Origin of the sequence: Streptomyces sp. NPDC004667, assembly GCF_040609475.1 — a bacterium.
In the GTDB taxonomy this organism is placed as follows: domain Bacteria; phylum Actinomycetota; class Actinomycetes; order Streptomycetales; family Streptomycetaceae; genus Streptomyces.
This window is the reverse complement of sequence record NZ_JBEXKC010000045.1, coordinates 8,230-32,958: the sequence shown is the minus strand read 5'-3', so window position 1 is coordinate 32,958 and position 24,729 is coordinate 8,230. Positions and strand designations below refer to the sequence as shown.

The following is a 24,729-nucleotide window of genomic DNA, read 5'->3' as shown; positions in this document are numbered from 1 at the left end:
CCCTGCCGGATCAGCCCCGTGCCGGCGCCGTGGGGACCGGCAGCGGATTCCCCTCGCAGGCGGCGTCCGCGGCCGGCAGCCGGCCGTCGGCCAGGAAGCCCTCCACGTACCCGTCGACGCAGGCGTTGCCCGCCTGGTACACGCCATGGTCGCCGCCGTGCACGGTGATCATGCGCGAGCCCGCCAGTCGCTGGTGGGCCCGCACCGCACCCTCGTAGTAGGTCGCCGGGTCGTGCGTCGAGCCCAGCATCAGGATGGGCGGCAGCTCCCGGCCGTTCCCCGCGGGCCGGGGCGCGCGCGAGCGCGGCCACTGGGCGCAGACCGCCGCGTAGGACAGCTCCCGGGCCCCGATCATGGGGTGGGTGCGGGCGTCGGCCTCGCTGCGCGCCACCCAGCGGTCGAGGTCACGGTCCCACGGGGAGTCCTGGCAGACGACCGAGAAGAAGTCCGCGGCGAACGCCGCCCCCAGCGGATGCCCGAGCTTCGCGGCGAGGGCCTGCCGGGCGGCGGGCGGCGCGGCGTCCGGGTTCCGGAGCAGGCCGAGCACGGCCGCGAGGTCGGGGAAGCGGCTGCCGCTGTAGATGAGCGACGTCGCGGCCGCGTCGAGGCGGTCGGGGGTGATCTGCGTCCCCTCCAGGTCCAGCGGGCGGTCGCGGAGCGCGGCGCGCAGCCGCTCGTAGCCGGCCTTGGCCTCCTGCGGGGTCCGCCCCAGGTGGTAGACGTCGTCGTGGAGTGCCAGCCACGGCAGGAAGTCCTCCTCGAAGCGCCGCTGGAAGCTCAGCGGCTGCCCCGTCATGAACTCCTGCCAGCCGCCGGTGGCGTCGATGGCGCTGTCGAGGACCATGCGCTCGACCCGGCGCGGGAACGTCCGCGCGTACTGGGCGCCGAGGAAGGTGGCGTACGAGGGGCCGTAGTAGGAGATCCGCTCGGTCCCCAGCAGCGCGCGGTACAGGTCCATGTCGCGCACGGCCTGATCGGTGGTGATGAAGGGCAGCAGACCGCCCGAGTTCTTCCGGCAGTCCTCGACGAACCGCCGCGCCCCATCCAGCGTGCCGTTCACCGCCTCCGGCGAGCGGTCGCGCAGGTCGCCGCCGCCGAACATGGCGTCGACGGTGTCCTGGTCCGAGCAGACCACGTTGGTACTGGCCCCGACCCCGCGCTGGTCGAAGCCGACGATGTCGTACGCCGCCGCCAGCTTCGGGGCGTAGGAGGCCAGCCCCTCGGGCCGGCCCAGCCCCGAGGCGCCGGGCCCGCCCGCGGCCATCATCAGCACACCGCGCCGGGCGGCGGGACCGGTGGCCCGGTGACGGGACACCGTGACCGTGAGGTCCGCTCCGGCACCGGGGTGGAACCAGTCGCGCGGCACCGTCATGGAGGCGCATTCGAGCGAACCGGACGGACAGGGCCGCCAGTCGAGCCGCTGGTGGGCGTACCGCCCGGGAACGGCCGCCGCAGCGCCGGCCGGCGGAGCGGCGGCGGCGGGCGAGGCGGGCAGGGCGGCGAGGGCGAGCAGCCCGCACGCGGCGGTTGCGGCCCAGCGCACGGGCTTGCGGAAGAGGTGCACGGTCGGGTTCCCCCCGGTGGAGTGGATCGGTCACCCCACCCTCCTCGAACCGGGGGTCCCGCGGCGATCCCCCTGGCATCCGTCCCGGGGGTGGTGCTGGTGCCACCCCCGGGGACGTGCCGGTCAGGCGGGGCGGCGGCGCAGGTGCGCGGTGAGGTGGTGCTGCAGGGGCCGGCCCACGGCCGCCATGTCGTGAACGACCGTCATCCGGTCGCCGTCGAGCGTGTAGTGACGGCGGGTGGCGGTGACCTCCTTGGCCAGCGGGGTCAGCGCCACGTCCTTGGTCTCGATCTCCACCTCGGTCCCGGACGCCCGGCCGACGTAGGTCTCGACGATGCCGGTCGGGTGCGCGAGCACCACCTCCAGGGAGGCGTCGGGGGTCACCCGCCACCACCCGGCCTCCCGCCCCGCCGGCCGCACCGGCGCCCCGGACCCGTCGATCAGCCAGGCGCGCGCCTCGTAGCGCAGGAACGGGCGGCCGTCGTGGCTGAAGGTGAGCTCCTGCTCGTACCGGAAGTCCTGCTCCAGCGTCGGGTACTCGCCCTCCCCGCGCCCGTGCCAGCGCCCGATCAGCGGCAGCACCGGCCGCAGCAGCGGGTGCGGTTCGGGGCCCTCGCCGAGGACGTGGGTGTCGGGGTACGGATTGTCCTGGACCGACTCGAACATGTTCACCCTGCCTGTCTGTGGATTCCCCCGTCGCGCGCAGCCTAGCCGGACGCGGACGCCGCCCCGGGAGTCGTCCGGGTCGCGGACCCGCGGTGCCGCCGGGAGAGCAGCAGCAGGGTCACGGGGACGATGCCGAGGGGGAATCCGGACGGTTCGAGGACCAGCGAGCAGAGCAGGACCCAGGCCGCCAGCGACCACGCCAGGTACCCGGGGAGTTCCTGGCCGGCGCGTGCCGTCCGCGAGACGAGGAGCCCCAGCAGGATCAGCGGCACGGCGAAGCTGCCGGGCAGGGACCAGAACCCGCTCAGCGAAACGGCGTTGGCGGGGTCGTCGATCGCGGTCCTGCCGTGCAGGGTCCCGTCGGCCCAGCCGCCCCAGTGCGGCCGGGTCTTGACCGCGAAGTACACGAGGTGCGCGACACCGATGACGACGGTGCTGCGCCCCGCCCAGACGGCCAGGGTGCGGGCACGGGCGGCGCCGTCGGAGGATCGATTTACGATACGAGGAGTTTCGATACTCATGGTTCCGTATGATGGGCGCATGGAGCCTTCGAAGCAACCCCCCGGCCGGCCCCGGGACGGCCGGGTGGACGACGCCATCCGCGAAGCGGTGCGCGCACTGGTGCGGGAGAACGGCTACGCGGCACTGACCATGGACGCCGTGGCGGCCCGGGCGCGCGTGGGCAAGGCCGCCATCTACCGCCGCCACGCCTCACGCGGTGAACTGGTCTTCGCCGCACTCGTCCACGGGCGGGAACCGCAGCCGCTCCCGGACGCGGGATCGCTGCACGGGGACCTCACCGCGCTCGCCCGCCTGATCCTGGGGATCTTCTCCGACCCCGTCGTCGAGGCCGCCACCCCCGGTCTGCTCGCGGACCTCAAGCAGCACCCCGACACCGCCGCGCGCTTCCGGGACACCTTCATCGCCGGGGAGCGTGGGGCGGTGACGAACCTGCTCGACCGGGCCCTCGCCCGCGGCGAGCTGGCCGAGCGGGCCGACCCGGCGCTGGTCCACTCCGCGCTCCTCGGCACGGCCTTCGCCTGGGTGTTCCTCCTGGGTCGGACCCCCGTCCCGTCCCTCGCCCCGGCCATCGCCGCCCTGGCCGTCGCGGCCGCGACGGCCGGCCCCCCGCAGGCGCCCGCCCCCGGACGGGGCGGACTCCAGGACGGGCCGACGGGTCAGGCCACGAACTCCTCGTCGCCGTAACGGACTTCCGCGCGGCTCCAGTCGACCCCGAGGGCGGCCGTGAACCTGCGCGCCAGCGGCAGGTCGGACACCGGGGCGATGAGGATCAACTCCCCGCCCAGGGTGACCGAACCACCGCCGAGCCGCTCGCGGGCCTCCGGGTCCGCGACCAGCGCCTCACGCAGCCGGGTGGGGCTGACCCCGGGGGCCCGCACCTCCACGGCGTCGGTCTCCGGCGCGGTGCGCGGCAGACAGCGGAACGTCAGCACCGACTCCTGGTCGTACTGCTTGCGGATGACGTCGGCGATGTGGTGCAGACCGTCCCGCCCCACGCGTTCGACGTCGAACTCCCGCGACCGCTCGTACGTGGTCTGCTGCTGCTCGCCGGACCAGAACACCCCGTCCAGCAGGGTCGAGTCGGCCGTCCGCGCGCCGTGCGCGCGGACGATGTCCCGCACCTCGTGGTCGAAGCGCGTCAGCCGCGTCCGCAGCCGGGGGTCGGCCGGATCCGTGATGACCGCCGTGTTGTCCGTCGCGAAGACCTCCGCCGTCGGGCAGCCGGAGCCCCCGGACACCGGAGCGGCCTGCGCGGTCCCCGCACCCGCCGAACCCAGTGCCAGGACCCCGATCGCCACCAGCACCCGTAACCGCTTCATGCCTCGACTCCCCGCTCGTGAACGCGAAACGCGGCTCCCGGAGCCGCGGCGCGCCCCATCCTAGGAGCGCCCCGGACACCCGGGTGGCGCCGACGCCCCCGGATGGCGGATGGCGGACGGTGGCGTCTGCCGGGGTCGCCCGGGGGCGTCGACCGCCGGCCGGGGTGTCGGTGGGGATGTCAGCGGGACCGGGCCCCGGGGTTCCCGGCCGACAGGCCCTCGATCACCTCGGCGCCGGGCAGCCGGGCGAAGAGGTCGCCAGGGGCGATGAGTTTGCCGCGCCGGCGGCCGCTGCCCACCAGGCAGTGCGGCATGTCCGCGATGGCGGGGTCCACCAGCAGGGGCCAGTCGGACGGGAGGCCCAGCGGGGTGATGCCGCCGTACTCCATCCCGGTCAGCTCCACGGCCGTCTCCATCGCCGCGAAGGACACCTTCCGGGCCCCCAGGTGCCGCCGGACCACCCCGTTGACGTCGGCCCGGGACGCCGAGGGCACCAGGCAGGCGGCGAGCGCGGTTCCGCCGCCGCGCCGCGCGGCCACCACCACGCAGTTCGCCGACCGGGCCAGCAGGTCGTGCCCGTAGTGCTCCACGAAGGCGGCCGTGTCGGCGACCGCCGGATCCGTGTCGACGTAGACGATCCGCTCGACGGGCAGGTCCGCCGCGAGGGCGCGGAGCGCCGCCGCCACCGGCGGGACGAGTTCCTCCAGGCAGTCGGGGGCGGGCCGGGCGAGTTCGAAGGAGCCGATGGGAGCGCGCATGGCCGCACGGTAACAGCGCCCGCGCCCCCACGCCGCGACGGCCTCGACGGCCGGCAGCCGGGCGCCGGAGGCTGCCGCCGCGACGGCCGCCCGCTGGCAAGTCGGCCTCGGGGCAGGAGGCTTCAGGAGGCGAGGGCGCCTTCCACGGCCGGGGCGGTGGTGTCCGGGGACCGGAGGGAACCGAGGCGTACGAGGCGCTCGCGGCTCTCCTCGTCCAGCGGGACGTACGTCACCAGCCGCGGTCCGGCCGCCGGACCCAGCCAGAGGTTGGTGTGCTCCAGGTGCAGCAGACCCACCTGGGCGTTGAAGATGTACTTCGCCTTCCCGCCCGGCCCGACCACCTCGTGCCGCGCCCAGATCTCCCGGAACTCGGCCGAGGCCGCCTCCAGCCTGGCCAGCAGCGCCTTCCACGTCGGCTCGGCCAGGTGTTCCGCCATCGAGGCCCGGAACTTGGCCGCCATCGTCCGGTTCACCTCGGGCAGGTCGACGACGGCCGCCCGCCAGTCCGGGTTCGTGAAGGCGAGCCACATGCAGTTGCGTTCCTCGGGCTTCAGCCGGTCCAGATCGCACAGCAGCCGCCCGTACGTGGTGTTGTACGCGAGGATGTCGTACCGGCTGTTCTGGACGCAGGCCGGGATCGGGTCCAGCTGGTCGAGCATCGCGCGCAGCGCCGGGGTCACACTGGTGCAGGGCGTGTGCGACGCCGGATCGGTGCTGTCGGCCAGCGCGAACAGGTGCGCCCGCTCGCTGGGGTCCAGCAGCAGGGCGCGCGCCAGGGCGTCCAGCACCTGCGGCGACACCTGGATCGCGCGGGCCTGCTCCAGCCAGGTGTACCAGGTGACGCCCACCGCGGAGAGCTGGGCCACCTCCTCGCGGCGCAGCCCCGGCGTGCGCCGGCGGCGGCCGCGCACCAGCCCGACCTGCTCGGGAGTGATCCGCTCGCGGCGGCTGCGCAGGAAATCGGCCAGCTCGTGCCGGCGTACGTCGCTCTCGGGGGCCACTGTGGTCATGACTCCAGGGTGCCGCAGCCGGCATCCGGGTGCCAGGTAGTGCCAGTACCAGGATAAGGAGACTCTGGTACCAGACTGGGCGCCGGAGGATCGTCCTGGGTGTGAGCGAAACGACCGTACGTACGAACCATCCGTCCCCCTCCCGCCCCACGGACCCGGCCGCCGGGACGGGCGCGGCGCTGAACCCGCTGGGCCTGTTCACCGTACTGCTGGGCGCGGCGCTGCCCCTGATCGACTTCTTCATCGTCAACGTGGCGCTGCCGGCCATCGACAGCGACCTGGCCGCCGGCCCCGCGATGCTGGAACTGATCGTCGGCGGCTACGGCGTCGCGTACGCCGTCCTGCTGGTGCTCGGCGGCCGTCTCGGCGACACCGCCGGCCGGCGCAGGCTCTTCCTCATCGGCATGGCCGCCTTCGGCCTCACCTCGCTGGCCTGCGGTCTGGCCCCCACCGCCTGGACCCTGGTCGGCGCCCGGGTGGCCCAGGGAGCGGCCGCGGCGCTGATGCTGCCGCAGGTGCTCGCCACCATCCAGGCCACCACCCAGGGCCCGCGCCGGGCCCGCGCGATGAGCCTCTACGGGGCCACCGCCGGGCTGTCCATGGTCACCGGGCAGATCCTCGGCGGGGTGCTGGTCGCCGCGGACGTCGCCGGGTCCGGCTGGCGCTCGGTGTTCCTGGTGAACGTGCCCGTCGTGATCCTCGGTCTGGTGCTCGCGGTGCGGGCCGTACCCGAGACCCGCTCGGACCGTCCGGCCTCGGTCGACGTACCGGGCACCCTGCTGCTCGGCCTGTCGCTGGTGTCCCTGCTGCTGCCGCTGACCGAGGGCAGGGCGACCGGCTGGCCGCTGTGGACCTGGCTCTCGCTCGCCGTGTTCCCGTTCGCGGCCACGGCCTTCTACCTCACGGAGCGGCGCGCCGACCGCCTGGGCCGTACCCCGCTCGTGCCGCCGAGCCTGCTGCGGCTGGAGTCGCTGCGGCGCGGCCTGGTGCTGATGGTGCCCTTCTCGATGGGCTTCAGCGGCTTCATGTTCGTCGTGGCCGTCGCCCTGCAGCAGGGCCTGCGGATGGGGCCGGTCTCCGCCGGGCTGGCGCTGGTGCCGATGGCCGTGGCCTTCTTCGCCGCGTCCCTGGCCGGCCCGAAGCTGGTCGGCCGTTTCGGCAGCCGGGTCGTCACCGCGGGCGGGCTGCTCCAGGGCCTGGGCATCGGCCTGCTCCTGCTGACCGTCCGTGCCGACTGGCCGGACGTCGGCCTCGCCGCCCTCGCTCCCGCGGTCGCCGTGGCGGGCCTCGGCCAGGGTCTGCAACTGCCCGTGCTGATGCGGATGATGCTGTCGGACGTCCCGGCCGACCGGGCCGGAGTGGGCGGCGGGGTCATGGTCACCACCCAGCAGTCGGCGCTCGCCCTGGGCGTGGCGACCCTGGGCAGCCTCTTCCTCGCCCTGGTGCCCGGGGCGGGCATGGGGACGGCCCTGACCGTGACCCTGCTCGTCCAGCTGGGCATGATCGCGCTCACCGTGCTCCTCAGCCTCCGGCTGCCGCGCGTGCTGCGCTGAGCGCGGAACCCTGGTTTTCCCCACTGGCCCGGGGCCTCCCGGTGTTACGGTCGGGCCCATGTCCAAGACCGAAATAGACGCGCTGACCGCCGAGTTCTTCGCCGCCTTCGACAACCGGGACGGCGGGGGCGCCGATGTGGCCCGGCTCCGCCGGCTGATCCTGCCCGGCGGTGTGATCGTGCATGCCGGCCCGGAGTTCACGGCTTACACGGTGGAGGAATTCATCGAGCCCCGCGAGCGCCTGCTGAAGGACGGCCGGCTGGTCGGGTTCAGCGAGTGGGAGGTCTCGGAGCGCACCGAGATCGAGGGTGGCATCGCGTCGCGCTTCGGCGAGTACCGCAAGTCCGGGACCCTGGACGGCGAGCCCTTCGAGGGCGGCGGCACCAAGACGATCCAGTTCGTCCGCACCCCGCAGGGCTGGCGGATCGCCGCCTTCTCCTGGTGCGACCGGCCCTGACCCCGCCGCCCCCCGGCCCGCTCAGCGGACCGGTGCGACCGCCTCCGTGCGCCGGACGAGCCCGGTGATCAGCGATGCGATCTCCGGCCACAGGGCGCGCGGCAGGTCGTGGCCCATCCCCTCGAAGGTCACGAACTCGGCGCCGGGGACGGCGTCGGCGGTGGCCCGCCCCCCGCTCACGTCGCACATCGGGTCGTCGGCGCCGTGGATGACCAGGGTGGGCACCGCCAGCGCGCGCAGCCGCTCCGTACGGTCCCCGGCCGCGATCGAGGCGACCGCCTGGCGGGCGACGCCGAGGGGGTCGTGGGACCGGTCGTAGGCGCGGGCCGCCCGGTCGCGCACGGCCGCCTCGTCGAACGGGAAACCGGGCGACCCGAGGACCCGTACGGTCCTCACCATCCGCTCGACGACCTCCTCGCGCGCCGTGGCGACCGGCGCCGCCAGGGCCCCCAGCGCCTCGGGCTTCGGCCGTCCGACGGAGTGGTCGCCCGTCGTGGACATCAACGAGGTCAGCGACCGTACCCGGCCCGGGTGTTCGAGCGCCATCGTCTGGGCGATCGCGCCGCCCATGGACAGGCCGACGACGTGCGCGCCGTCGATCTCCAGCGCGTCGAGCAGACCGACGCTGTCGGCCGCCATGTCGGAGAGGGTGTACGAGGCCGAGGACAGGTCCCCGGCGAGCGCCGCGCGGACGTCCGGGACGGGTGCGTCCGGGAAGTGCGAGGACAGTCCGACGTCGCGGTTGTCGAACCGGATCACCTGGACCCCGCGCGAGGTGAGTTCGGCGCAGAATCCCTCGGGCCAGCCCAGCATCTGCAGGGCGATGCCCATGACCAGCAGCACCGCCGGATCGCGCGGATCACCGAAACGCTCGTAGGCGATCTCGATCTTCGAGGGGCCCACGCCGAACGCCTTCTGTTCCGTCATGGGCCCACCATAGAGCGGCGCGTGGCCGCCCCGGCCGAAGGCGGAACCGACGTTTCCCTGCGCGGGTCGCCGTGCCCGCCCGGGCCGGCGGGATCGGCGCGATCGGCGGGAAACTGCGCGAGGCTGCTCGATTCGGCGCCGCTCCGAGCACCTATTGACATGTACGCGACGCTGCGCTGCACTGGGCACCCGTCTTCCGCGGCCCCACCCGGCTGGAGGCAGCCATGCGCCTGCTCGGATTCCTGGTCGCCACCGCCTGCGCGGTGTCCGTACTGACAGCGCCCGGCGCCGCGGCCCACGGGGCTCCCGCTCCCGCTTCCGTCGCCGCCGTGGCGGCGACCCCGCAGACCGTTCCCGCGCTGCGGCAGTGGACCGCGTCGGCCGCCGACCCCTACACCCTCACCGCCGCCGCCCGGATCGTCGTCGACCCCGCCGCGGCCGACCGGCTCTCCGGAGAGGCCGCCACCTTCGCCGAGGACCTCACGGCGCTGACCGGGCACCCGGTCCCCGTGGTCACCGGCACTCCGGCCGCCGGGGACATCGGGATCGGCCTCGACGATCCCGCCCTGCCGCCCGAGGGCTACCGGATGACCGTCGGACCGGCCCTCACCCTCCGGGCCGCCACCGCCGGCGGCGCCTTCAACGGCACCCGCACCGTCCTGCAACTGCTCCACCGGTCCGCCGCCGTGCCGGCGGGCACCGCCGTCGACTGGCCGGACAAGGCCGAGCGCGGGCTCATGGTCGACCAGGGGCGCAAGTTCTTCACCGTCGAATGGCTGCGACGGCACATCAGGGAACTGGCCTACCTCAAGCTCAACTACTTCCACTTCCACCTTTCGGACACCTACGGCTTCCGGCTGGAGAGCTCCACCCACCCGGAGATCGTCTCCACCGACCACTACTCCAAGCAGGACATCGCCGACCTCGTCGCCCTGGGCCGCAAGTACCACGTCACCATCGTCCCGGAGATCGACACCCCGGGCCACATGAACGCCGTCCTCGCCGCGCATCCCGAACTCAGGCTCAAGAGCGCCTCCGGAGTCTCCAGTCCCGACTTCATCGACCTCTCGCTGCCCGGCTCCTACGCGCTGGTCAAGGACCTCGTCACCGAGTACCTGCCGCTCTTCCCGGCCCCGTACTGGCACATCGGCGCGGACGAATACGTCACCGACTACACCAAGTACCCGCAGCTCCTCGCCTACGCCCGCGCCCACTACGGCGCCGGCGCCACCGCCAAGGACACCTACTACGGTTTCGTCAACTGGGCGGACGACCTGGTCCGGGCGGCCGGCAAGACCACCAGGATATGGAACGACGGGATCAAGTCCGGCGACGGCACCCTCACCCCGCACCCCGGCATCCTCGTCGAGTACTGGTACACCTACGGCCTCACCCCGCAGCAGCTCGCCGCCGCCGGGCACACCGTCGCCAACGCCTCCTGGACACCGACCTACTACGTCCTGGGCGGAGCCAAACCCGACACCAAGTGGATGTACGAGACCTGGACCGCGGACCGCTTCGAGGGCGGAGCCACCCTCGCCGACCCCGCCCGGAACCCCGGCTCCCTGCTCCACGTCTGGTGCGACAACCCCACCGCCGAGACCGAGGACCAGATCGCGGCCGGGATCATGTACCCGCTGCGCGGACTGGCCCAGCAGACCTGGGGCTCCCCGAAGCCGGTGCCCACGTACGCCGCCTTCACCCCGATCGTGGCGGCCGTCGGCCACAACCCGGCCTGGCCCGGCACCGCGCAGCCCGGCAACCTCGCCCTGGGCCGCCCGACCACCGCCTCCAGCACCGAGACCGCGGACTTCCCGGCGGCCGCCGCCACCGACGGCGACCCCGGCACCCGCTGGTCCAGCGCCTACGCCGACCCCCAGTGGCTCCAGGTGGACCTCGGCGCCCCGCACGCCGTCGGCCGCGTCGTCCTGCGCTGGGAGGCGGCGTACGCGAAGTCCTTCCAGATCCAGCTCTCCGACGACGCCACCACCTGGCGCACCATCCACTCCACCACCACCGGCACCGGGGGAGTCCAGGACCTCACCGGCCTGACCGGAACCGGCCGGTACATCCGGGTCCTCGGCACCCGGCGCGGCACCGCGTACGGCTACTCCCTCCACGAGTTCGAGGTCTACGACGACCCCTCGCCGGCCCCCCGCACCCTCACGGCCGCCGGCAAGGCCCTCGACGACCCGGCCGGCTCCACCACCCCCGGCACCCGGCTGATCACCTGGACACCCCACGGCGGCCCCAACCAGCAGTGGCGGCTCACCCCCGGCGCCGACGGCACCCACACCCTGGTCAACGCGGCCTCCGGGCTCTGCGCGGACATCGAGGGCGGCTCGGCCCCGTCCGGCGCGGCCGTCGTCCAGGCCGTCTGCACCGGCGGCGACGGCCAGCGCTGGAGGATCGCCGCACAGCCGGGCGGTGGTTCCTCGGTGACGAACGCGAGGAGCGGGCTCCTGCTCACCACCGCCTCCGGCACGGACGGGGCCGCCGTCACCCAGCAGGCCGCCAACGGATCGGCGTTCCAGAGCTGGCTGATCGCCTGACCCCGTGGCGCCCGGCGCCCCCGTCCTGCGCGGGGTCAGCCGCGCCCGCCCCGGGCGAGGCGGTGCACGCGGTCGAGGAGGTCGTTCGGATGGAAGGGCTTCGCGAGGACCTCGTCCACTCCCGCCTTCAGTGCCTGGACGGTGCACTCCGGATCGGCCGGGGGCAGCGCGAGGATCGGGACCCGCCCGTGTCGGGGATCCCGCCGGATCTCCTCGAACAGCGCCACCTCGTCGAGCCCCGGACCGGTGCGCTCGCAGACCACCAGGCCCACGGGCCCCTCGCGCTCCAGCAGGGCCGGCGTCTCCCGGCCGCTCCCGCCGTCGACGACCACGTAGCCGGCGGAGACGAGGAGCCGTTCGAGCAGCCCCCAGAGCCTGCGGTCCTTCACGATCAGGAGGATCTTGGCGGGGATGTCGCCGCTCATGGTGCTTCCTTCCGCTCAGGGCGGTGAGCCCTGGGCTGTGAGCCCCGAGCGGGCTCAGGGTCGGTTCGGGGTGGGGTCGGGGTGATGCCCGATGTCCGGCGGCCGGCCCCACGGACAAGATCGACTCATGACTCGTCGACCCCGCCGCAGCGCCCGGACGGCCCTGACACGGGCCGCCTTCGTGGCGGCGCCGCTCCTCATCCTCGCCTACGGTGCCATCCGGCTCACCGACCCGGACCACGGCCCCGGCCCCGTCTGGACCACGGGGCACCTCGCGCTGACCGTCGCCATGCTGTCGTTCGTGCCGGTCTTCGCCCGGCTGTGGGCGCTGGCCCGGCCCGACGCGGGGCGCGCCGGGCGGCTGAGCGCCGGCGCCGCGACGGTCCTCGGGCTGGCCGGCACCCTGGCCGTGACCGTCCAGGCGTGCATCGACCTCCACGTCGGCTTCCGCGCCACCGACCGGCCCGGCATGGAGCACCTGTTCGAGCAGGTGCGGAGCCACCCCGGAGTGGTGCCGGCGGTGTACGGAGTGGGTCCGCTGCTCTTCTACGTCGGCCTGATCTGGATCCTCGTCCAGCTCTCAGCCCGGCGCCGCGTCAGCCTCTGGAGCCCCCTGGCGGCGGTGGCCGGCACCGCCACCGCGGCGGCCGGCGGTCTCGACCTGATGCCCCTCGCCGCAGCCTTCTACTGCGCCTCCCTCGCCTCGCCGGCCCTCCGCATCCCCGACGGGCCCACGGGCCCGTCCGGCGCGGCCGTCGGCCGCGGCCGGACGCGTGGGGGCGCCGTGCTCAGAAGGTGACCGCGTCGCGGATCAGCGGGCAGGTCATGCAGTGGCCGCCGCCCCGGCCGCGGCCGAGTTCCGCTCCCACGATCGGGAGGACCTCGACGCCCGCCCTCCGCAGCAGCTCGTTCGTCTGCGTGTTCCGGTCGTACGTGAACACGACCCCCGGTTCGAGCGCGACCGCGTTGTTGCCGCTGTCCCACTGCTGGCGCTCGGAGGCGTAGACGTCACCGCCGGTCTCGATCACCCGCAGTCCCGGCAGGCCCAGGCTCCGCGCCACCACCTCGACGAAGGGGGTGTCGCCCTCGTCGGTGACCTCCACGCCCGGCGCCCGGTCCGAGGGACGGAGCGAGAAGCCGTGCACCGCTTCCACGATCTTCGGGTAGACGGTGACGATGTCGCGGTCGGCGAAGGTGAGGACCGTGTCCAGGTGCATCGCCGCCCGCAGCTTCGGCATCCCCGCGACGACCACGTGCTGCGCCGCACCCCGATCGAACAGGGCCCGCGCCACCTGGGTGATCGCCTGCCGCGAGGTCCGCTCGCTCATCCCCATGAGCACCACGCCGTTGCCGACCGGCATGATGTCACCGCCCTCCAGGGTGGCCTGGCCCCAGCTGCGTTCCGGGTCGCCCCACCACACGGTGGCGTCCTTGAAGTCGGGGTGGAAGGTGTACACGGCCTTCATGAGCAGGGTCTCGTCGTGCCGCGCGGGCCAGTACAGCGGGTTGAGGGTGACGCCCCCGTACAGCCAGCAGGTCGTGTCCCGGGTGTAGAGGGTGTTCGGCAGCGGCGGCATGAGGTACTCGCGCGCCCCGGTGCCCTCCCGCAGCAGGGCGACGTACCCGGACCGGAACTCCTCGGGCAGGTCGTTCGACGCGAGCCCGCCGATCAGGTACTCGGCCAGGGCGCGCGGGCTCAGCGTCTCCAGGAAGGCCCGGGTGTCGTCGACCAGCCCGAGGCCCACCTCATCGGGAACGATCTTCCGGTCGAGGAGCCAGTCGCGGGCCCCCGGGATCGCCATCGTCGCGGCCAGCAGGTCGTGCAGTTCCACCACCTCCACACCGCGCCGGGTCAGTTCGGCCACGAAGTCCGCGTGGTCGCGCTGGGCGCTCTCGACCCACATGACGTCGTCGAACAGCAGGCTGTCGGAGTTGCTCGGGGTCAGCCGCCGATGGGCGAGCCCCGGCGAGCAGACGAGGACCTTGCGGAGCCGGCCCACCTCGGAGTGGACGCCGAGGGCGGGCCGAGGGGCGGTGGGGTCGGTGCTGGTCACGGTGGTGGAGCCTTTCCCGGTCGAGGGGCGGATGGGCGTCACAGGCTGATCCAGCCGAGGGCGAGGGCGACGATCCCGAGAGCGGCTCCCGCGACGGACACGGCGAGGACGACGAGTTCCCGGGGCGAGAACAGCCGACGGCCCTGCTCGCGGCGGGCCTTGACGAACAGGAAGGTGGCGGGCGCGTACAGGATGAAGGAGACCAGTACGAACTTCAGCCCGGCCGCGAAGAGCAGGAACGCCGTGTAGCAGGTGGCCACGAGCGCGACGACGAGTTCCGTGCGGGTGCTGCTCCCCGCCACCTTCCCGGGCTCCGGCCGCAGCACGATCTTCACGGCGAAGGCCGCCGCCAGGAAGAAGGGAATGAGGCTGAGCGCGCTGGTCAGGTCGAGCGCGAAGTTGAAGGCGTCGTCGGAGAAGCCCGTGACGACCAGGATGACCTGACTCAGCGCCGTGGTCATCAGCAGCGCGGGGACCGGCACGTCGTCACCGCTGGACCGGCCGAGGAAGCGCGGCATGTCCTCGTCCTTCGCCGCGACGAAGAGCACCTCGGCCGCCATCAGCGTCCACGCGAGGTAGGCGCCGAGGACGGACACGATCAGGCCCACGCTGACGAAGACGCCGCCCCAGGTGCCGACGGCCGCCTCCAGCACTCCGGCCATGGACGGCTGGCGCAGCTCGGCGATCTGCTCCATCGGGAGGATCCCGTAGGAGACGATCGTGACCGAGGCGAAGACCGCGAAGACGCTGAGGAAGCCGAGCAGGGTGGCCCGGCCGACGTCCTCGCGCCGCTTGGCGTGCCGGGAGTAGACGCTGGCGCCCTCGACCCCCAGGAACACGAAGACGGTCGCCAGCATCGTGCCCCGCACCTGGTTGAACAGCGAGCCGGCGTAGTCCGCGCCGGCGAAGTTGCCCGCGAAGACGGACGGATCGAAGCAGAACAGCGCGAGGACGATGAAGACGAGGATGGGGACGAGCTTGGCGACGGTGACGATCCGGTTGATCGCCGCCGCCTCCTTCACCCCGCGCCGGATGAGGAGGAAGAAGGACCACAGGCCGACCGAGGACAACGCCAGCGCGAGCGCCGTGTCCCCGTCGCCCAGCGCGGGGGCGATCGCGCCGACCGTCGACATGATCAGCACCCAGTACGTCACGTTGCCGACGCAGGCGCTGGCCCAGTACCCGAACGCCGAGAAGAACCCCAGGTACTCGCCGAAGCCCGCCTTCGCGTAGGCGTAGACGCCCGCGTCCAGGTCCGGCCGCCGCACGGCGAGGGTCTGGAACACGAGGGCGAGCATCAGCATGCCCACCCCGGCGACCAGCCAGGCGATCAGCGCCCCCGCGACTCCGGTCTCCTGCGCGAAGCGGCGCGGCAGGGAGAAGACCCCCGCGCCGACCATCGAGCCCACGACCATCGCGGTCAGTGTCAGCAGCGTGAGTTTGGCCGTGGGAGGGTTGCCCGCCGTGTCGCTGTCGGCCCGGCCCTCTGCGTTCGTCATCGAAGCACCTCGTCGTCGCGCGCGGCCCGCACGTCCCGGCGCTCGAGACACGGGGAGGGCGACGGCTCATCAGCACATCCAGGGGGAAAATAGCCGATTCCGGGTGTACGGGCCGGTACTGGAGGCAGTCCGCGCGTGGCGGCGCCCGTGGCGGCGCCCGCTCCCGCACCGGCCGCCTTCCGGGACGGGGGAGGGCCGGGACCCTACGCCCGCTCCAGCAGGGCGTCGCCCAGCTCGCTGGTCGCGTAGTGCACCTCGCGCCGGTAGCGGTGGCGCGTGACGAGACCGGCGTCCCGCAGCACCCCGAGGTGCTGCGAGACCGCGGCGAGGCTGAGCCCCGTCCGGGCCGCCAGCTGGGTCGTGGTGGCGGGCGAGCTCGTACCCGCGAGGAGCAGGGCCCGGCTGCGCCCCAGCAGACGGGCCAGCCCCTCGCCGGAGGCGCCGCGCCGCTCCCACAGGGTGCCCACGGCCCGCGCCGGGTAGACGAGGGCCGGAGGTGTCGGGCCGGGCCCGGTCAGCAGGTGGCAGCGGACCGCGAAGGCGCTCGGGGCCAGGGTGATCCCCCTGCCGTCCAGGTCGAGGACCGCCGGGCCCAGCTCCGCGGAGACCAGGCGGTCGCCCGTCCAGCGCAGCGCGGGATGGAGCCGGGAGAGCACCTCCTGGATGCCGTCCTCGGCCAACTGCCGGGTCCGGTAGGCGATGTCCGCCTCCAGGACCGCCCGGATACGGGGCCAGTACGGCCGGACCGCCGCCTCCCACCAGGCGCGCAGGGCGTCCGCCGGGTCGGGCGGAGCCGCCCCGGCCGCCCCGGCCGGCGGGACCGCCAGCAGCGCGAGCTCCTCCTCGAACTCGGCCAGGGGGCAGCGCGGAGGGGGCGTCAGGAAGTCCGGTGCGTCCGCCGCCGGCCGCGTCCCGGGACCGTCCACGGCGGTCAGGACCCGCAAGGGGGCGGTCCGCGCGGCCAGGGCCCGGTCCGCCCGCAGCGCCCGTACCGAGGTGAGCCACGGCAGGTGGACGGCGTAGCGGCCCGGATCCGCCACGGCCCGGAAGCTGGTGACGGTCTCCCACAGCGGTGAGATCGCGAACCTGACGCCCGCGACGTCCCGCACCCCGAACCGCACCTCACCCATGCCCGCGCCCCCGTCCGGCGGTACGGCCGACCGCCACCACCTTTCGGCCCAGGCTAAAACAATGGCCGCGCCACCCCCACGCCGGTGATCTTCGCATCCATGACGCACCCCAGCCCCGGCGCCGCCCCGCGCCCCCACCGCACCGGTCCGGCCCCCGGCTCCGGCTTCCGCCCGCTGTGGATCGCCGACACCGTCAGCCAGTGCGGATCGGCCGTGACCCTGCTCGCGCTGCCCCTCGTGGCCATCGGCACCCTCGGCGCCACCCCGTTCGAGGTCGGCCTGCTCCTCGTCTCCGAGTACCTCGCCTTCCTGCTGATCGGCCTGCCCGCCGGTGCCTGGGTGGACCGGCTGCCGCTGCGTGCCGTCATGGTCGCGGGTGACCTTGGTCGCGCCGCCCTGCTGCTGTCCGTTCCGGTCGCGGCGTGGTGCGACGCGCTGACGCTCCCCCAGCTGTACGCCGTCGCCTTCGGGATGTCGGTGTGCACGGTCTTCTTCGACGTGGCCGCCCAGAGCGCACTGCCGCGCCTGGTGGGCGGGGCGGCGCTGGTGCGGGCGAACGTCCGGCTCGAAGCGAGCCGCAACATCACCCAGGTCGGGGGACCCGGCCTGGCCGGTGCGCTCGTCGGCGCCCTCACCGCGCCCTTCGCCCTCGCCGCCGACGCCCTCACCTACGGCGTCTCCGCGCTGTTCCTCCGGCGCGTGAGCCCCCTCGGCCGGCCGGACGGGGAGCGGCCCGGCACGACACTGCGCGCCGAGATCGCGGAAGGACTCCGCTTCGTCTTCGGGAACCCGGCCCTGCGCGCACTGACCCTCGCCGCCGCCGTCTCCAACCTGTGCGGGACGATCGGGGCCTCCATGCTGCTGGTGCTGCTCGCCGGGGACCTCGGGCTGCCCCCGCTGCTCTGCGGCGCGGTGTTCACCGCCGAAGCCGTGGGGGGCCTGATCGGCAGCCTGCTCACCGGTCGGATCGCCGCCCGGTGGGGCCAGGGACGCGCGATGTGCGCGTCGGTGGTCGTCAGCGGACTGCTGTGGGTGCTCGCGCTCCCCTTCTACCGGGCCGACTGGAGGTTCGCCGTGGCCGTGGCCCTCCAGGGGCTGGGCTGGACCGCCTTCATGACCTTCAAGGTGACCTCGGTCGCCTACCGGCAGCGGCTGTGCCCCGAACCGCTCCTGGGCCGGATGACCGCGACCTTCCGCTTCGTGGTCTGGGGGTCCATGCCGGTCGGTGCGCTCGTCGGGGGGCTGCTGGGCCGGCACTTCGGAGCCCGGCCGGCCCTGTGGACCGGGGCACTGGGCGAACTCCTGGCCGTACTCCCGCTCCTCCTCTCGCCGCTGCGCACGGCGCGCGAACTGCCGTCCGGGGCGCAGCGGTCCGACCCCGTGCCCGCCGCGCGCCCCTGACCCCGCCCCCACGACCCCCGCCCGCCCCGCCCGATCCCCACAAGGGAGCACCTCGTGCGCTACACCCACGTAGACGTCTTCACCGGCCGCCCCTACAGCGGCAACAGCCTCGCGGTCTTCCCCGAGGCCCAAGGCCTCACGGGGGAGCGGATGCTGAGCATCACCAGGGAACTGCGCCACTTCGAGTCGGTCTTCCTGACGCGGGACCCGGCGCGTCCGCGCACCCACCGGGCCCGGGTCTTCGACCTGGCGGGGGAACTCGACTTCGCGGGCCACCCCCTGCTCGGCGCCGCGGGCGTGCTGCACGACCTGCACGACCTGCACGCCCCCGACGCCCCCGACGCCGCGGACGGCGGTCCCGCGGACCGCGTCACGTGGACCCTGCGGCTGCGCTCCCGCAGGGTGGAGGCCGTCACCCGGCGCATCGGACCGCGCCGCTACGAGGGCGTCCTGGACCAGGGTCCCGCCAGGTTCACCCGCCACCCGCACGGCCCGGACGGGGCCACCCGGGCCGCCATCGCCTCCTGGTTCTCCCTCGACGCCGACGACCTCGACCCGGCGCTGCCGCCGGAGACGGTGTCCACCGGACTGCGGTACCTGATCGTCCCCGTACGGGGTGACGCGCTGGCCCGGGCCCGCGTCGCCACCCCGCTCGACGCGCCCCTGGCCCGCCTGGGGGCCGCGTACGCGTACCTCCTCGACGTCACCGCGATGGAAGGCAGGCACTGGACCAACGACGGCCTCCTGGAGGACACGGCCACCGGCAGCGGAGCGGGCTGCGCGGCGGCGTACCTGCGCCGCCACGGCCGGCTCGGCGACGGGGAGCGGGCCGTGCTGCGGCAGGGACGTTTCACCGGCCGGCCGAGCGAGATGACCATCAGCGCCCACGGTCACGGGACGCACGTCCGCACGGTGAAGGTCGGCGGCGGCGTGGTCATCGTCGGAGAGGGACGGCTCGCCGAACTCCCCTGACCCCGCGCCGGCACACGTCGGTGTGAACCGGGCCCGAACCCGGCGGGTCTGCGGGCCTGCTCACGGACCATCACCCACGATGACGCGATGAAGAGGTTCCCGCGCCTCGCCGCCGTCGCGGTCCTGGCCGCAGTCGCTCTCGCCGCCGTCCCGGCCCGGCCGGCGGCGGCCCGCCCGGAGGCCGCCCGCCCGGAGGCCGCCCGCCCGCAAGGGGCCGGGCCGGAGGCGACCCGCCCCGAGCATCCGGCACCCGGTGTGACCTACCGGGAGTTCACCGTCCCCACCTCGCACGGCAGCGCCCGCCTCCACCTCGTCGAAGTCGACCTGCGTACGCCCGGAGTACGGGCCGACCTGCTGTACCCCGGCTCCGTCAGCGGCCGGGCCCCGGTGTCGCAGATGGCCCGCCGGCAGGGCGCCGTGGCCGCGGTGAACGGGGACTTCTTCCACATGGTGGAGAGCCAGCACCCCGGGATCGCCGCCACCGGCTCTCCGTCCGGCCCCGAAGTGAAGGACGGCCGCGCGCTCAAGGCCGCCGTACCCGAGGGGCAGCGCTTCGGCTGGAAGCCCCCGGCGGGTGACAGCGCCCGGGACGTGGTCGGCGTGGGCACCGACGGCAAGGCGCGCAGCGGCCGGCTGAAGCTGGTCGGCCGCGTGGAGACCCCGGCGGGACGGCTCGCCCTGGGCGGGTACAACCAGTACGCCCTGCCCGTCGGTTCCGTCGGCCTGTTCACCTCGCACTGGGGCTCCGCATCCCGGGCGCGGGCGGTGTGCGGCACCGACAGGAGCCGCTCGGCGCCCTGCTCGGAAGAGGTCTACGAGGTCACGGTCCGCCGGGGCGAGGTGGTCTCCGGTTCCGACACCCCCGGCAGCGGGCCCGTCGACGCCGACACCCAGATCCTGCTGGGCCGGGAGGCGGGCGCGGACGCGCTCCGCGCCCTGGTCCCGGGCACGCGCGTCCGGATCGCGTACGACCTGGACTCCGGCCCGGGAGCCCCCTTCCGCTTCGCGCTGGGCGCGCACTCCGTGCTGCGCGACCACCGGCCGTTGCCGGGCCTGGACGCGCGGACCGCGGAGCCCCGTTCGGCGGTGGGCATCGGCGAGGGCGGCGACGCGCTGTTCCTGCTGGTCACCGACGGCCGGGAGGGCACCTCCACCGGCCTGACCGTGCGTGAACTCGCCGACGTGCTGCGCTCGCTCGGCTGCGTCGAGGGCCTCTACATGGACGGCGGGGCCTCCTCCACCCTCGCCGTCCGCGACCCCGCGACCGGGAAGGTCGCCGTCCGCAACCACCTCCAGCAGGGCCAGGAACGGCGCGTGCCGAACGGCATCGCGATCACCGCCGGGAAGTGAACGCCCCGCGCCGGGGCACCCGGTGGGGCGGGGGAGGCGGACCGGTGCGAGACTGGTCGGCCGGAACGGCGGAGAGGACGGACGGGAACGTGCGACGGGGGCGAGGACGCTGGGTGCCTGCGGTACTGGTCATGGTGGCGGTGACGGCCTGCGGCACTCCCCTCCAGGATCTGGGGCCGTTGCCGCCGCGGTACTCGGGCCCGCCGCTGGCCGCGGACGAGGCGGTGGCCGATCTGACGGCGGCGATGGCCGAGGAGGGGGTGACGGTGCGTCGGATGCCGCAGAACACGAGCCCGATCGAGTGCCACGAGATCCTGGGCGCCGAGTACCCCTCGGCGACGGCGGACGCGGCGCTGCGGTCCGGGTTCGCCCGCGCCCGCTCCGGCCACGGCTGGAAGGACTCCCGCAGCCCCGCGGAGGGGACGCTCAGCCTCCGCAAGGCCAACTGGACCGCGACCACCTCGCTCACCGGCTCCGCCGCGGCGGAGTTCCCCACCGCGCAGGTCGTCATCACCCTGCTGTGTGACGGCGCCCACTCGAAGTCCCAGACCCCCGCGACCCCTTCGGCGGAGCCCCCGACCGCGGACTGAGGCCCGCCCCCGCCCGGTACCGGGGACGTCGGCGAGCCGACCACTCCCGCACGCACCTCGGACCCACCGGTAACCGGAACCGGATTCCGGTTCACCGCGTGCCCCGGTGCCCCGGTGGCCGGGAGTGCCACGTCGGGGACCTGACCGGGGCGGTCCTACAGGTCCCCGTACCGCATCCGCCCCAGGGCCGTCATGGGCTGGTCGTGCGCGGCCACCGGCGCGGGCAGGGCCGTGGAGCCGGTCAGGTAGCGGTCCACCGCCGAGGCGGCCGACCGGCCCTCGGCGATGGCCCACACCACCAGCGACTGGCCCCGGCCCGCGTCCCCGGCGACGAACACACCCGGAGCCCGCCCGCCCGCGGCGGCGAAGCCCGCGTCCCGGGCGAAGTTCCCGCGCTCGTCGAACTCCAGCCCCAGCTGCCCGCTCAGTCCGCCCGCCCGCTCGGGACCGGAGAATCCCAGCGCCAGCAGGACGAGCCCGGCCGGGATCACGCGCTCGGTCCCCGTCAGGGGCCGCCGCGCCTCGGGCTCGACGGCGGTCAAACGCAGCGCCCGTACCCTGCCGTCGGCGTCCCCGTCGAACCGCAGGGTGGCGCAGGAGAAGAGCCTGGGGTCGCTCCCCGCCTGCCCGCGGGCCTCCTCGTGGGCGTGGGAGATCCGGTACACCTTCGGGTACACCGGCCACGGCTCGCCGTCGCGGCGCGCGGGTCCCGGTTCCGGGTTGATGTCGAGCTGGACCACCGAGAGCGCTCCCTGGCGCAGGGCCGTGCCGAGACAGTCCGAGCCGGTGTCCCCACCGCCGACGATCACGACGTGGGCGCCGTCCGCCGTCACCGGGGACACCGCGCAGTCGCCCTCACGTACCCGGTTTGCGCAGGTCAGGTAGTCCATCGCCTGGTGTATGCCGAGCAGTGCGCGCCCCGGGACCGGCAGCTCCCTGCGCTCCCCGGCGCCGACCGCGACGACGAGGGCGTCGTAGCGCCCGCGCAGCTCGTCCGCCCGTTCGGCGCCGCCGACGTCCGCTCCGGTCACGAACGTGGTCCCCTCGGCCCGCATCTGTTCGATCCGCCGGTCGAGGTGGGCCTTCTCCATCTTGAACTCGGGAATGCCGTAGCGGAGCAGGCCCCCGATCCGGTCGGCCCGCTCGTGGACGACGACCCGGTGTCCGGCGCGGGTCAGCTGCTGCGCCGCGGCGAGTCCCGCCGGCCCGGAGCCGATCACGCCCACGGAGTTCCCGCCGTGCCGCTCCGGCGGGCGGGGGGTCATGTAGCCCCGCCGCAGGCCCTCGTCGGCGATCGTCTGTTCGACGTTCTTGATGGTCACCGGATCGGCGTTGATCGTCAGGACGCAGGCGTCCTCGCAGGGCGCCGGGCAGAGCCGGCCGGTGAACTCCGGGAAGTTGTTCGTGGCGTGCAGCCGCTCGTACGCGGCGCTCCAGTCCGCGTGCGCCGCGTAGGCGTTCCACTCGGGGATCAGGTTCCCCAGGGGGCAGCCGGTGTGGCAGAAGGGGATGCCGCAGTCCATGCAGCGGTCGGCCTGCTCACGGACGAGCGGCAGCAGCGCCTGGCCCGCGTACACCTCGCGCCAGTCCCCGAGCCGCTCCTCGACGGGCCGCGCCGCGACGGCCTTGCGGGGGATCCTGAGGAAGCCGAACGGATCGGTCACGCGCCGCCTCCCTGGCCCACGTGCGAGCGGGTACGAGGCGCGGTACGGCGCGCAGGGCGCGCGCCGTATGCAACCTTTCGACCAGATTACGCCGTCCGGGCGATTCGGAACCCGGTCGGGCGGCAGCGGCGGACCCGCGGCGCTCCGGCCGCTGCGCCCGGACGGGAGCCCGCCGGTGGTCTACGCCTGCCCGTGGGGGCCGTAGGGGGCCGAGGCGGCGCCCGTGGCCAGGGCCCAGTAGCGGTCTCCGTACGACCAGTGCCACCACTCCGTGGGATAGTTCACCAGGCCCGCCGCCGACAGGGCGGCCCCGAGGATCGCGCGGTGGGCGCGGGCGGCCGCCGTGATGCCGGGGGCGTCCGTGTAGCAGGCGCCCCGCTCTCCTCCGGACTCGCGTTCATCCGGGTACCGAGATCGAGTTCCCGTCCGCCGTCGTCGGCGAGGGTCAGGTCCACCGCCGCGCCGGCGCTGTGGGGGGCGATGCCGGGCGGGGAGACGTAGCGGCTCGCTGCGGTGTGGACCCGCTCGGGGGACCAGTCGGGGTGCTGCCACCTCAGGGCGGCGGCGTACTCCTCGAAGTACCGGCGCTGGAGCGCGGGGGGCCGGTACCCCTCGACGAACAGCAGCCGGATTCCCTCGGGCAGGGCGCGCTGCGCCGTGAGGAGGCGGTCGAGTACGCCCTCGCGGAGCCGGGCGAAGGCCCCGTCGGGGTCCTGCTTGCGGGAATCGACCAGTAAGGAGCCCCCGGCGCGCACGTCCACGAGCCGTTCGCCGCATTCGGCCACGGGGACGGCCGCGACCCTGGGGTCGGACATCAGGATGATCTCGTTCATGGGCCGATCGTCCCCCGGGACCCGGTGGGCCTGGTAGCGGATTCCCCGGAGTGCACGGGCAGCTCTGACGGGTCCTCATCCCGGCGGCGGTCCGGGGCCGGACCGCCGCCGGGGCCGGGCTCAGTAGCCCCAGCGCGGCTGGCTGCCGTCCTGCCGGCAGTGGATCATGCGGCCGTTCCCGGCGTGCGTGGAGCGTCCCACGTCGGCCTTGCGGCAGAACTGGCCCGCGTTGTAGCAGTTGCCCGCGTTGGAGACGATCTCGCAGTCGGCCTTCGCGGGCTCCTCCGGGGCCGTGGTCGGCGCCTTCGTCGTCGGCTTCGGTGCGGGCTGGGTGGCGGCCCGGGTCGGGGTGGGGGCGACGGGGGCCTTGGCGTCCGGGCCGGCGGTGGTGGCGGACGGGCTCGGCAGGGCCGTCGCCGTCATCGACGGCGTCGGCGTCGGGGACGCGGTGGGGGAGGGGGTCGTCGTCGGGGACGCCGAGGCGGGGGCCGGCGGTCTCACGGCGGGACCGCTGCCCTCCGCGGGTCCGCAGGCGACGGCGACGCCCGCCGCCAACAGGCCGACGAACGCGAGCCGGATCCTCCCAGCCCGCCGCCCCGCCCCGCGGCCGTTCGCCGTCGTCTTTGCTCTGTCCCGGTCGCTGTTCGCGCTGTACATCCGTGCCCCCACCCGAAGTTGACCCTCTGGATTTGGTTAAAGGAGCAACATCATAGGAACGGACATCCGGTTCTGTGGGGGTCTCCACCCAATCGTGACCACCGGCGTCCCTCCCCTCCCGCTTCTCCCCTCCCGGGTAAGGGCGTTGCGGCGTGCGCGTCCGCCGCCCGCTGCGCGAGGCTGGACCCGATGCGGCCCCCCGGCGACAGCGCCGACCGACACACGCGCGTGAGGAGATCCCCGTGAACTGGACGCTGGAAGTGGTTCCGGTCCCCGTGACCGACATGGACCGGGCGAAGGAGTTCTACGCCGACAAGGCCGGCTTCACCGTCGACCTCGACAGTGAGGTGGCGCCCGGGGTGCGCGTCATCCAGCTCACCCCGCCGGGCTCCCGCTGTTCGATCGCCATGCTCCAGGGCATGCCCGCCGCCCCCGGCACGAAGGCGATGGCTCCGGGCACGCTCCAGGGCCTGCAGCTCTGCGTCACGGACATCGAGGCGGCCCGGGCGGAACTCGTGGCCCGGGGGGTGGACGTCTCCCCGGTCCGCCACATCGGCGCGACGGGCTGGGCGGACGGCAAGGGCGAGACCTGGAACTCCTTCATGTCGTTCGAGGACCCGGACGGCAACGGCTGGACGGTCCAGGAGGCACCCTCGGAGCTGTCGCAGCGCTGAAGCGCGTCCCGGGCCACGCCCCCGTACCGGGGCACCGCACCACCCCGACCCCGCCACGGGCGCCGGCCCCGGGGGAGTACCCCCGGGGCCGGGGGCCGGGCGCAAGCGGGCCGGGGGGGCCGCCCCCGACGCGGCCCACTACGACGAGCGGG

At 74.4% G+C, this 24,729-nt stretch carries 23 protein-coding genes and 1 pseudogene; 10 read left to right on the top strand and 14 right to left on the bottom strand.

What is annotated here, in order from left to right:
* Positions 1-10: 10 nt before the first annotated feature.
* From ABZW32_RS23975 to ABZW32_RS23965, 3 genes are all read right to left on the bottom strand, one after another.
* On the bottom strand, positions 11-1,564 hold the full coding sequence (locus tag ABZW32_RS23975) for an alpha/beta hydrolase (protein ID WP_356219055.1): 1,554 nt from the start codon (positions 1,562-1,564) through the stop codon (positions 11-13).
* A gap of 123 nt (positions 1,565-1,687) precedes the next feature.
* A complete protein-coding gene (locus ABZW32_RS23970) occupies positions 1,688-2,230 on the bottom strand; it encodes an FABP family protein (protein WP_356219107.1) in 543 nt (180 codons plus the stop codon).
* Between the two features lie 41 nt (positions 2,231-2,271).
* On the bottom strand, positions 2,272-2,751 hold the full coding sequence (locus ABZW32_RS23965) for a DUF6463 family protein (RefSeq protein ID WP_356219053.1): 480 nt from the start codon (positions 2,749-2,751) through the stop codon (positions 2,272-2,274).
* A gap of 19 nt (positions 2,752-2,770) precedes the next feature.
* On the opposite strand from ABZW32_RS23965, the gene ABZW32_RS23960 reads away from it, so the two are divergent.
* Positions 2,771-3,436 (top strand): TetR/AcrR family transcriptional regulator, encoded by a 666-nt coding sequence (locus tag ABZW32_RS23960; RefSeq protein WP_356219050.1) that lies wholly within the window; start codon positions 2,771-2,773, stop codon positions 3,434-3,436.
* Here ABZW32_RS23960 and ABZW32_RS23955 read toward each other — a convergent pair.
* From ABZW32_RS23955 to ABZW32_RS23945, 3 genes are all read right to left on the bottom strand, one after another.
* On the bottom strand, positions 3,409-4,071 hold the full coding sequence (locus tag ABZW32_RS23955) for a hypothetical protein (RefSeq protein ID WP_356219048.1): 663 nt from the start codon (positions 4,069-4,071) through the stop codon (positions 3,409-3,411). The two genes, ABZW32_RS23960 and ABZW32_RS23955, sit on opposite strands and share 28 nt — an antisense overlap.
* Positions 4,072-4,250: 179 nt before the next feature.
* Positions 4,251-4,829, bottom strand: coding sequence for a YbaK/EbsC family protein (locus ABZW32_RS23950; protein WP_356219045.1), 579 nt, complete (start codon positions 4,827-4,829; stop codon positions 4,251-4,253).
* Between the two features lie 122 nt (positions 4,830-4,951).
* Positions 4,952-5,839 carry a helix-turn-helix domain-containing protein gene (locus ABZW32_RS23945; protein WP_356219042.1) on the bottom strand — a complete coding sequence of 296 codons (888 nt, stop codon included), beginning with the start codon at positions 5,837-5,839 and terminating at the stop codon, positions 4,952-4,954.
* Between the two features lie 101 nt (positions 5,840-5,940).
* Here ABZW32_RS23945 and ABZW32_RS23940 point away from each other — a divergent pair, with 101 nt between their 5' ends.
* Positions 5,941-7,392, top strand: a complete 1,452-nt coding sequence (locus ABZW32_RS23940) for an MFS transporter (RefSeq protein WP_356219039.1) — start codon at positions 5,941-5,943, stop codon at positions 7,390-7,392.
* Between the two features lie 58 nt (positions 7,393-7,450).
* On the top strand, positions 7,451-7,849 hold the full coding sequence (locus ABZW32_RS23935) for a nuclear transport factor 2 family protein (RefSeq protein WP_356219036.1): 399 nt from the start codon (positions 7,451-7,453) through the stop codon (positions 7,847-7,849).
* 21 nt (positions 7,850-7,870) lie between these two features.
* On the opposite strand, the gene ABZW32_RS23930 is transcribed toward ABZW32_RS23935, so the two are convergent.
* Complete coding sequence (locus ABZW32_RS23930) at positions 7,871-8,776, bottom strand: alpha/beta fold hydrolase (protein ID WP_356219033.1); 906 nt, start codon at positions 8,774-8,776, stop codon at positions 7,871-7,873.
* A 224-nt stretch (positions 8,777-9,000) separates the two neighbouring features.
* Between ABZW32_RS23930 and ABZW32_RS23925 the strand changes: the two genes are divergently transcribed.
* Positions 9,001-11,328 carry a family 20 glycosylhydrolase gene (locus ABZW32_RS23925; protein WP_356219030.1) on the top strand — a complete coding sequence of 776 codons (2,328 nt, stop codon included), beginning with the start codon at positions 9,001-9,003 and terminating at the stop codon, positions 11,326-11,328.
* Between the two features lie 35 nt (positions 11,329-11,363).
* On the opposite strand, the gene ABZW32_RS23920 is transcribed toward ABZW32_RS23925, so the two are convergent.
* Positions 11,364-11,753, bottom strand: coding sequence for a response regulator (locus ABZW32_RS23920; protein WP_356219027.1), 390 nt, complete (start codon positions 11,751-11,753; stop codon positions 11,364-11,366).
* A 127-nt stretch (positions 11,754-11,880) separates the two neighbouring features.
* On the opposite strand from ABZW32_RS23920, the gene ABZW32_RS23915 reads away from it, so the two are divergent.
* Positions 11,881-12,552 (top strand): hypothetical protein, encoded by a 672-nt coding sequence (locus tag ABZW32_RS23915; RefSeq protein ID WP_356219024.1) that lies wholly within the window; start codon positions 11,881-11,883, stop codon positions 12,550-12,552.
* On the opposite strand, the gene ABZW32_RS23910 is transcribed toward ABZW32_RS23915, so the two are convergent.
* From ABZW32_RS23910 to ABZW32_RS23900, 3 genes are all read right to left on the bottom strand, one after another.
* Complete coding sequence (locus tag ABZW32_RS23910) at positions 12,542-13,807, bottom strand: arginine deiminase (protein ID WP_356219021.1); 1,266 nt, start codon at positions 13,805-13,807, stop codon at positions 12,542-12,544. The two genes, ABZW32_RS23915 and ABZW32_RS23910, sit on opposite strands and share 11 nt — an antisense overlap.
* Positions 13,808-13,845: 38 nt before the next feature.
* Positions 13,846-15,306, bottom strand: coding sequence for a basic amino acid/polyamine antiporter (locus ABZW32_RS23905; protein ID WP_356219018.1), 1,461 nt, complete (start codon positions 15,304-15,306; stop codon positions 13,846-13,848).
* A gap of 203 nt (positions 15,307-15,509) precedes the next feature.
* Positions 15,510-16,436, bottom strand: a complete 927-nt coding sequence (locus tag ABZW32_RS23900; protein ID WP_356219015.1) for a winged helix-turn-helix domain-containing protein — start codon at positions 16,434-16,436, stop codon at positions 15,510-15,512.
* Positions 16,437-16,535: 99 nt separating this feature from the next.
* Here ABZW32_RS23900 and ABZW32_RS23895 point away from each other — a divergent pair, with 99 nt between their 5' ends.
* The 4 genes from ABZW32_RS23895 (at position 16,536) to ABZW32_RS23880 (ending at position 20,749) form a co-directional block, all read left to right on the top strand.
* Entirely contained in the window at positions 16,536-17,837 is a 1,302-nt protein-coding gene (locus tag ABZW32_RS23895) for an MFS transporter (RefSeq protein ID WP_356219012.1), read from the top strand.
* Positions 17,838-17,891: 54 nt separating this feature from the next.
* Positions 17,892-18,809 carry a PhzF family phenazine biosynthesis protein gene (locus ABZW32_RS23890; protein ID WP_356219010.1) on the top strand — a complete coding sequence of 306 codons (918 nt, stop codon included), beginning with the start codon at positions 17,892-17,894 and terminating at the stop codon, positions 18,807-18,809.
* A gap of 87 nt (positions 18,810-18,896) precedes the next feature.
* Positions 18,897-20,159, top strand: a complete 1,263-nt coding sequence (locus ABZW32_RS23885) for a phosphodiester glycosidase family protein (protein ID WP_356219007.1) — start codon at positions 18,897-18,899, stop codon at positions 20,157-20,159.
* A 113-nt stretch (positions 20,160-20,272) separates the two neighbouring features.
* Positions 20,273-20,749 carry a hypothetical protein gene (locus tag ABZW32_RS23880; protein ID WP_356219004.1) on the top strand — a complete coding sequence of 159 codons (477 nt, stop codon included), beginning with the start codon at positions 20,273-20,275 and terminating at the stop codon, positions 20,747-20,749.
* Between the two features lie 155 nt (positions 20,750-20,904).
* On the opposite strand, the gene ABZW32_RS23875 is transcribed toward ABZW32_RS23880, so the two are convergent.
* The 3 genes and pseudogenes from ABZW32_RS23875 to ABZW32_RS23865 form a co-directional block, all read right to left on the bottom strand.
* The gene (locus tag ABZW32_RS23875) at positions 20,905-22,413 is read right to left on the bottom strand and encodes a glutamate synthase subunit beta (protein ID WP_356219002.1); all 1,509 of its coding nucleotides are present in this window, start codon (positions 22,411-22,413) and stop codon (positions 20,905-20,907) included.
* 180 nt (positions 22,414-22,593) lie between these two features.
* Positions 22,594-23,246: pseudogene (locus ABZW32_RS23870) on the bottom strand (M15 family metallopeptidase).
* A 120-nt stretch (positions 23,247-23,366) separates the two neighbouring features.
* Positions 23,367-23,903, bottom strand: coding sequence for a hypothetical protein (locus ABZW32_RS23865; protein WP_356219000.1), 537 nt, complete (start codon positions 23,901-23,903; stop codon positions 23,367-23,369).
* A gap of 242 nt (positions 23,904-24,145) precedes the next feature.
* Between ABZW32_RS23865 and ABZW32_RS23860 the strand changes: the two genes are divergently transcribed.
* Positions 24,146-24,577 (top strand): VOC family protein, encoded by a 432-nt coding sequence (locus ABZW32_RS23860; protein ID WP_356218997.1) that lies wholly within the window; start codon positions 24,146-24,148, stop codon positions 24,575-24,577.
* The last annotated feature ends 152 nt before the right edge of the window (positions 24,578-24,729 follow it).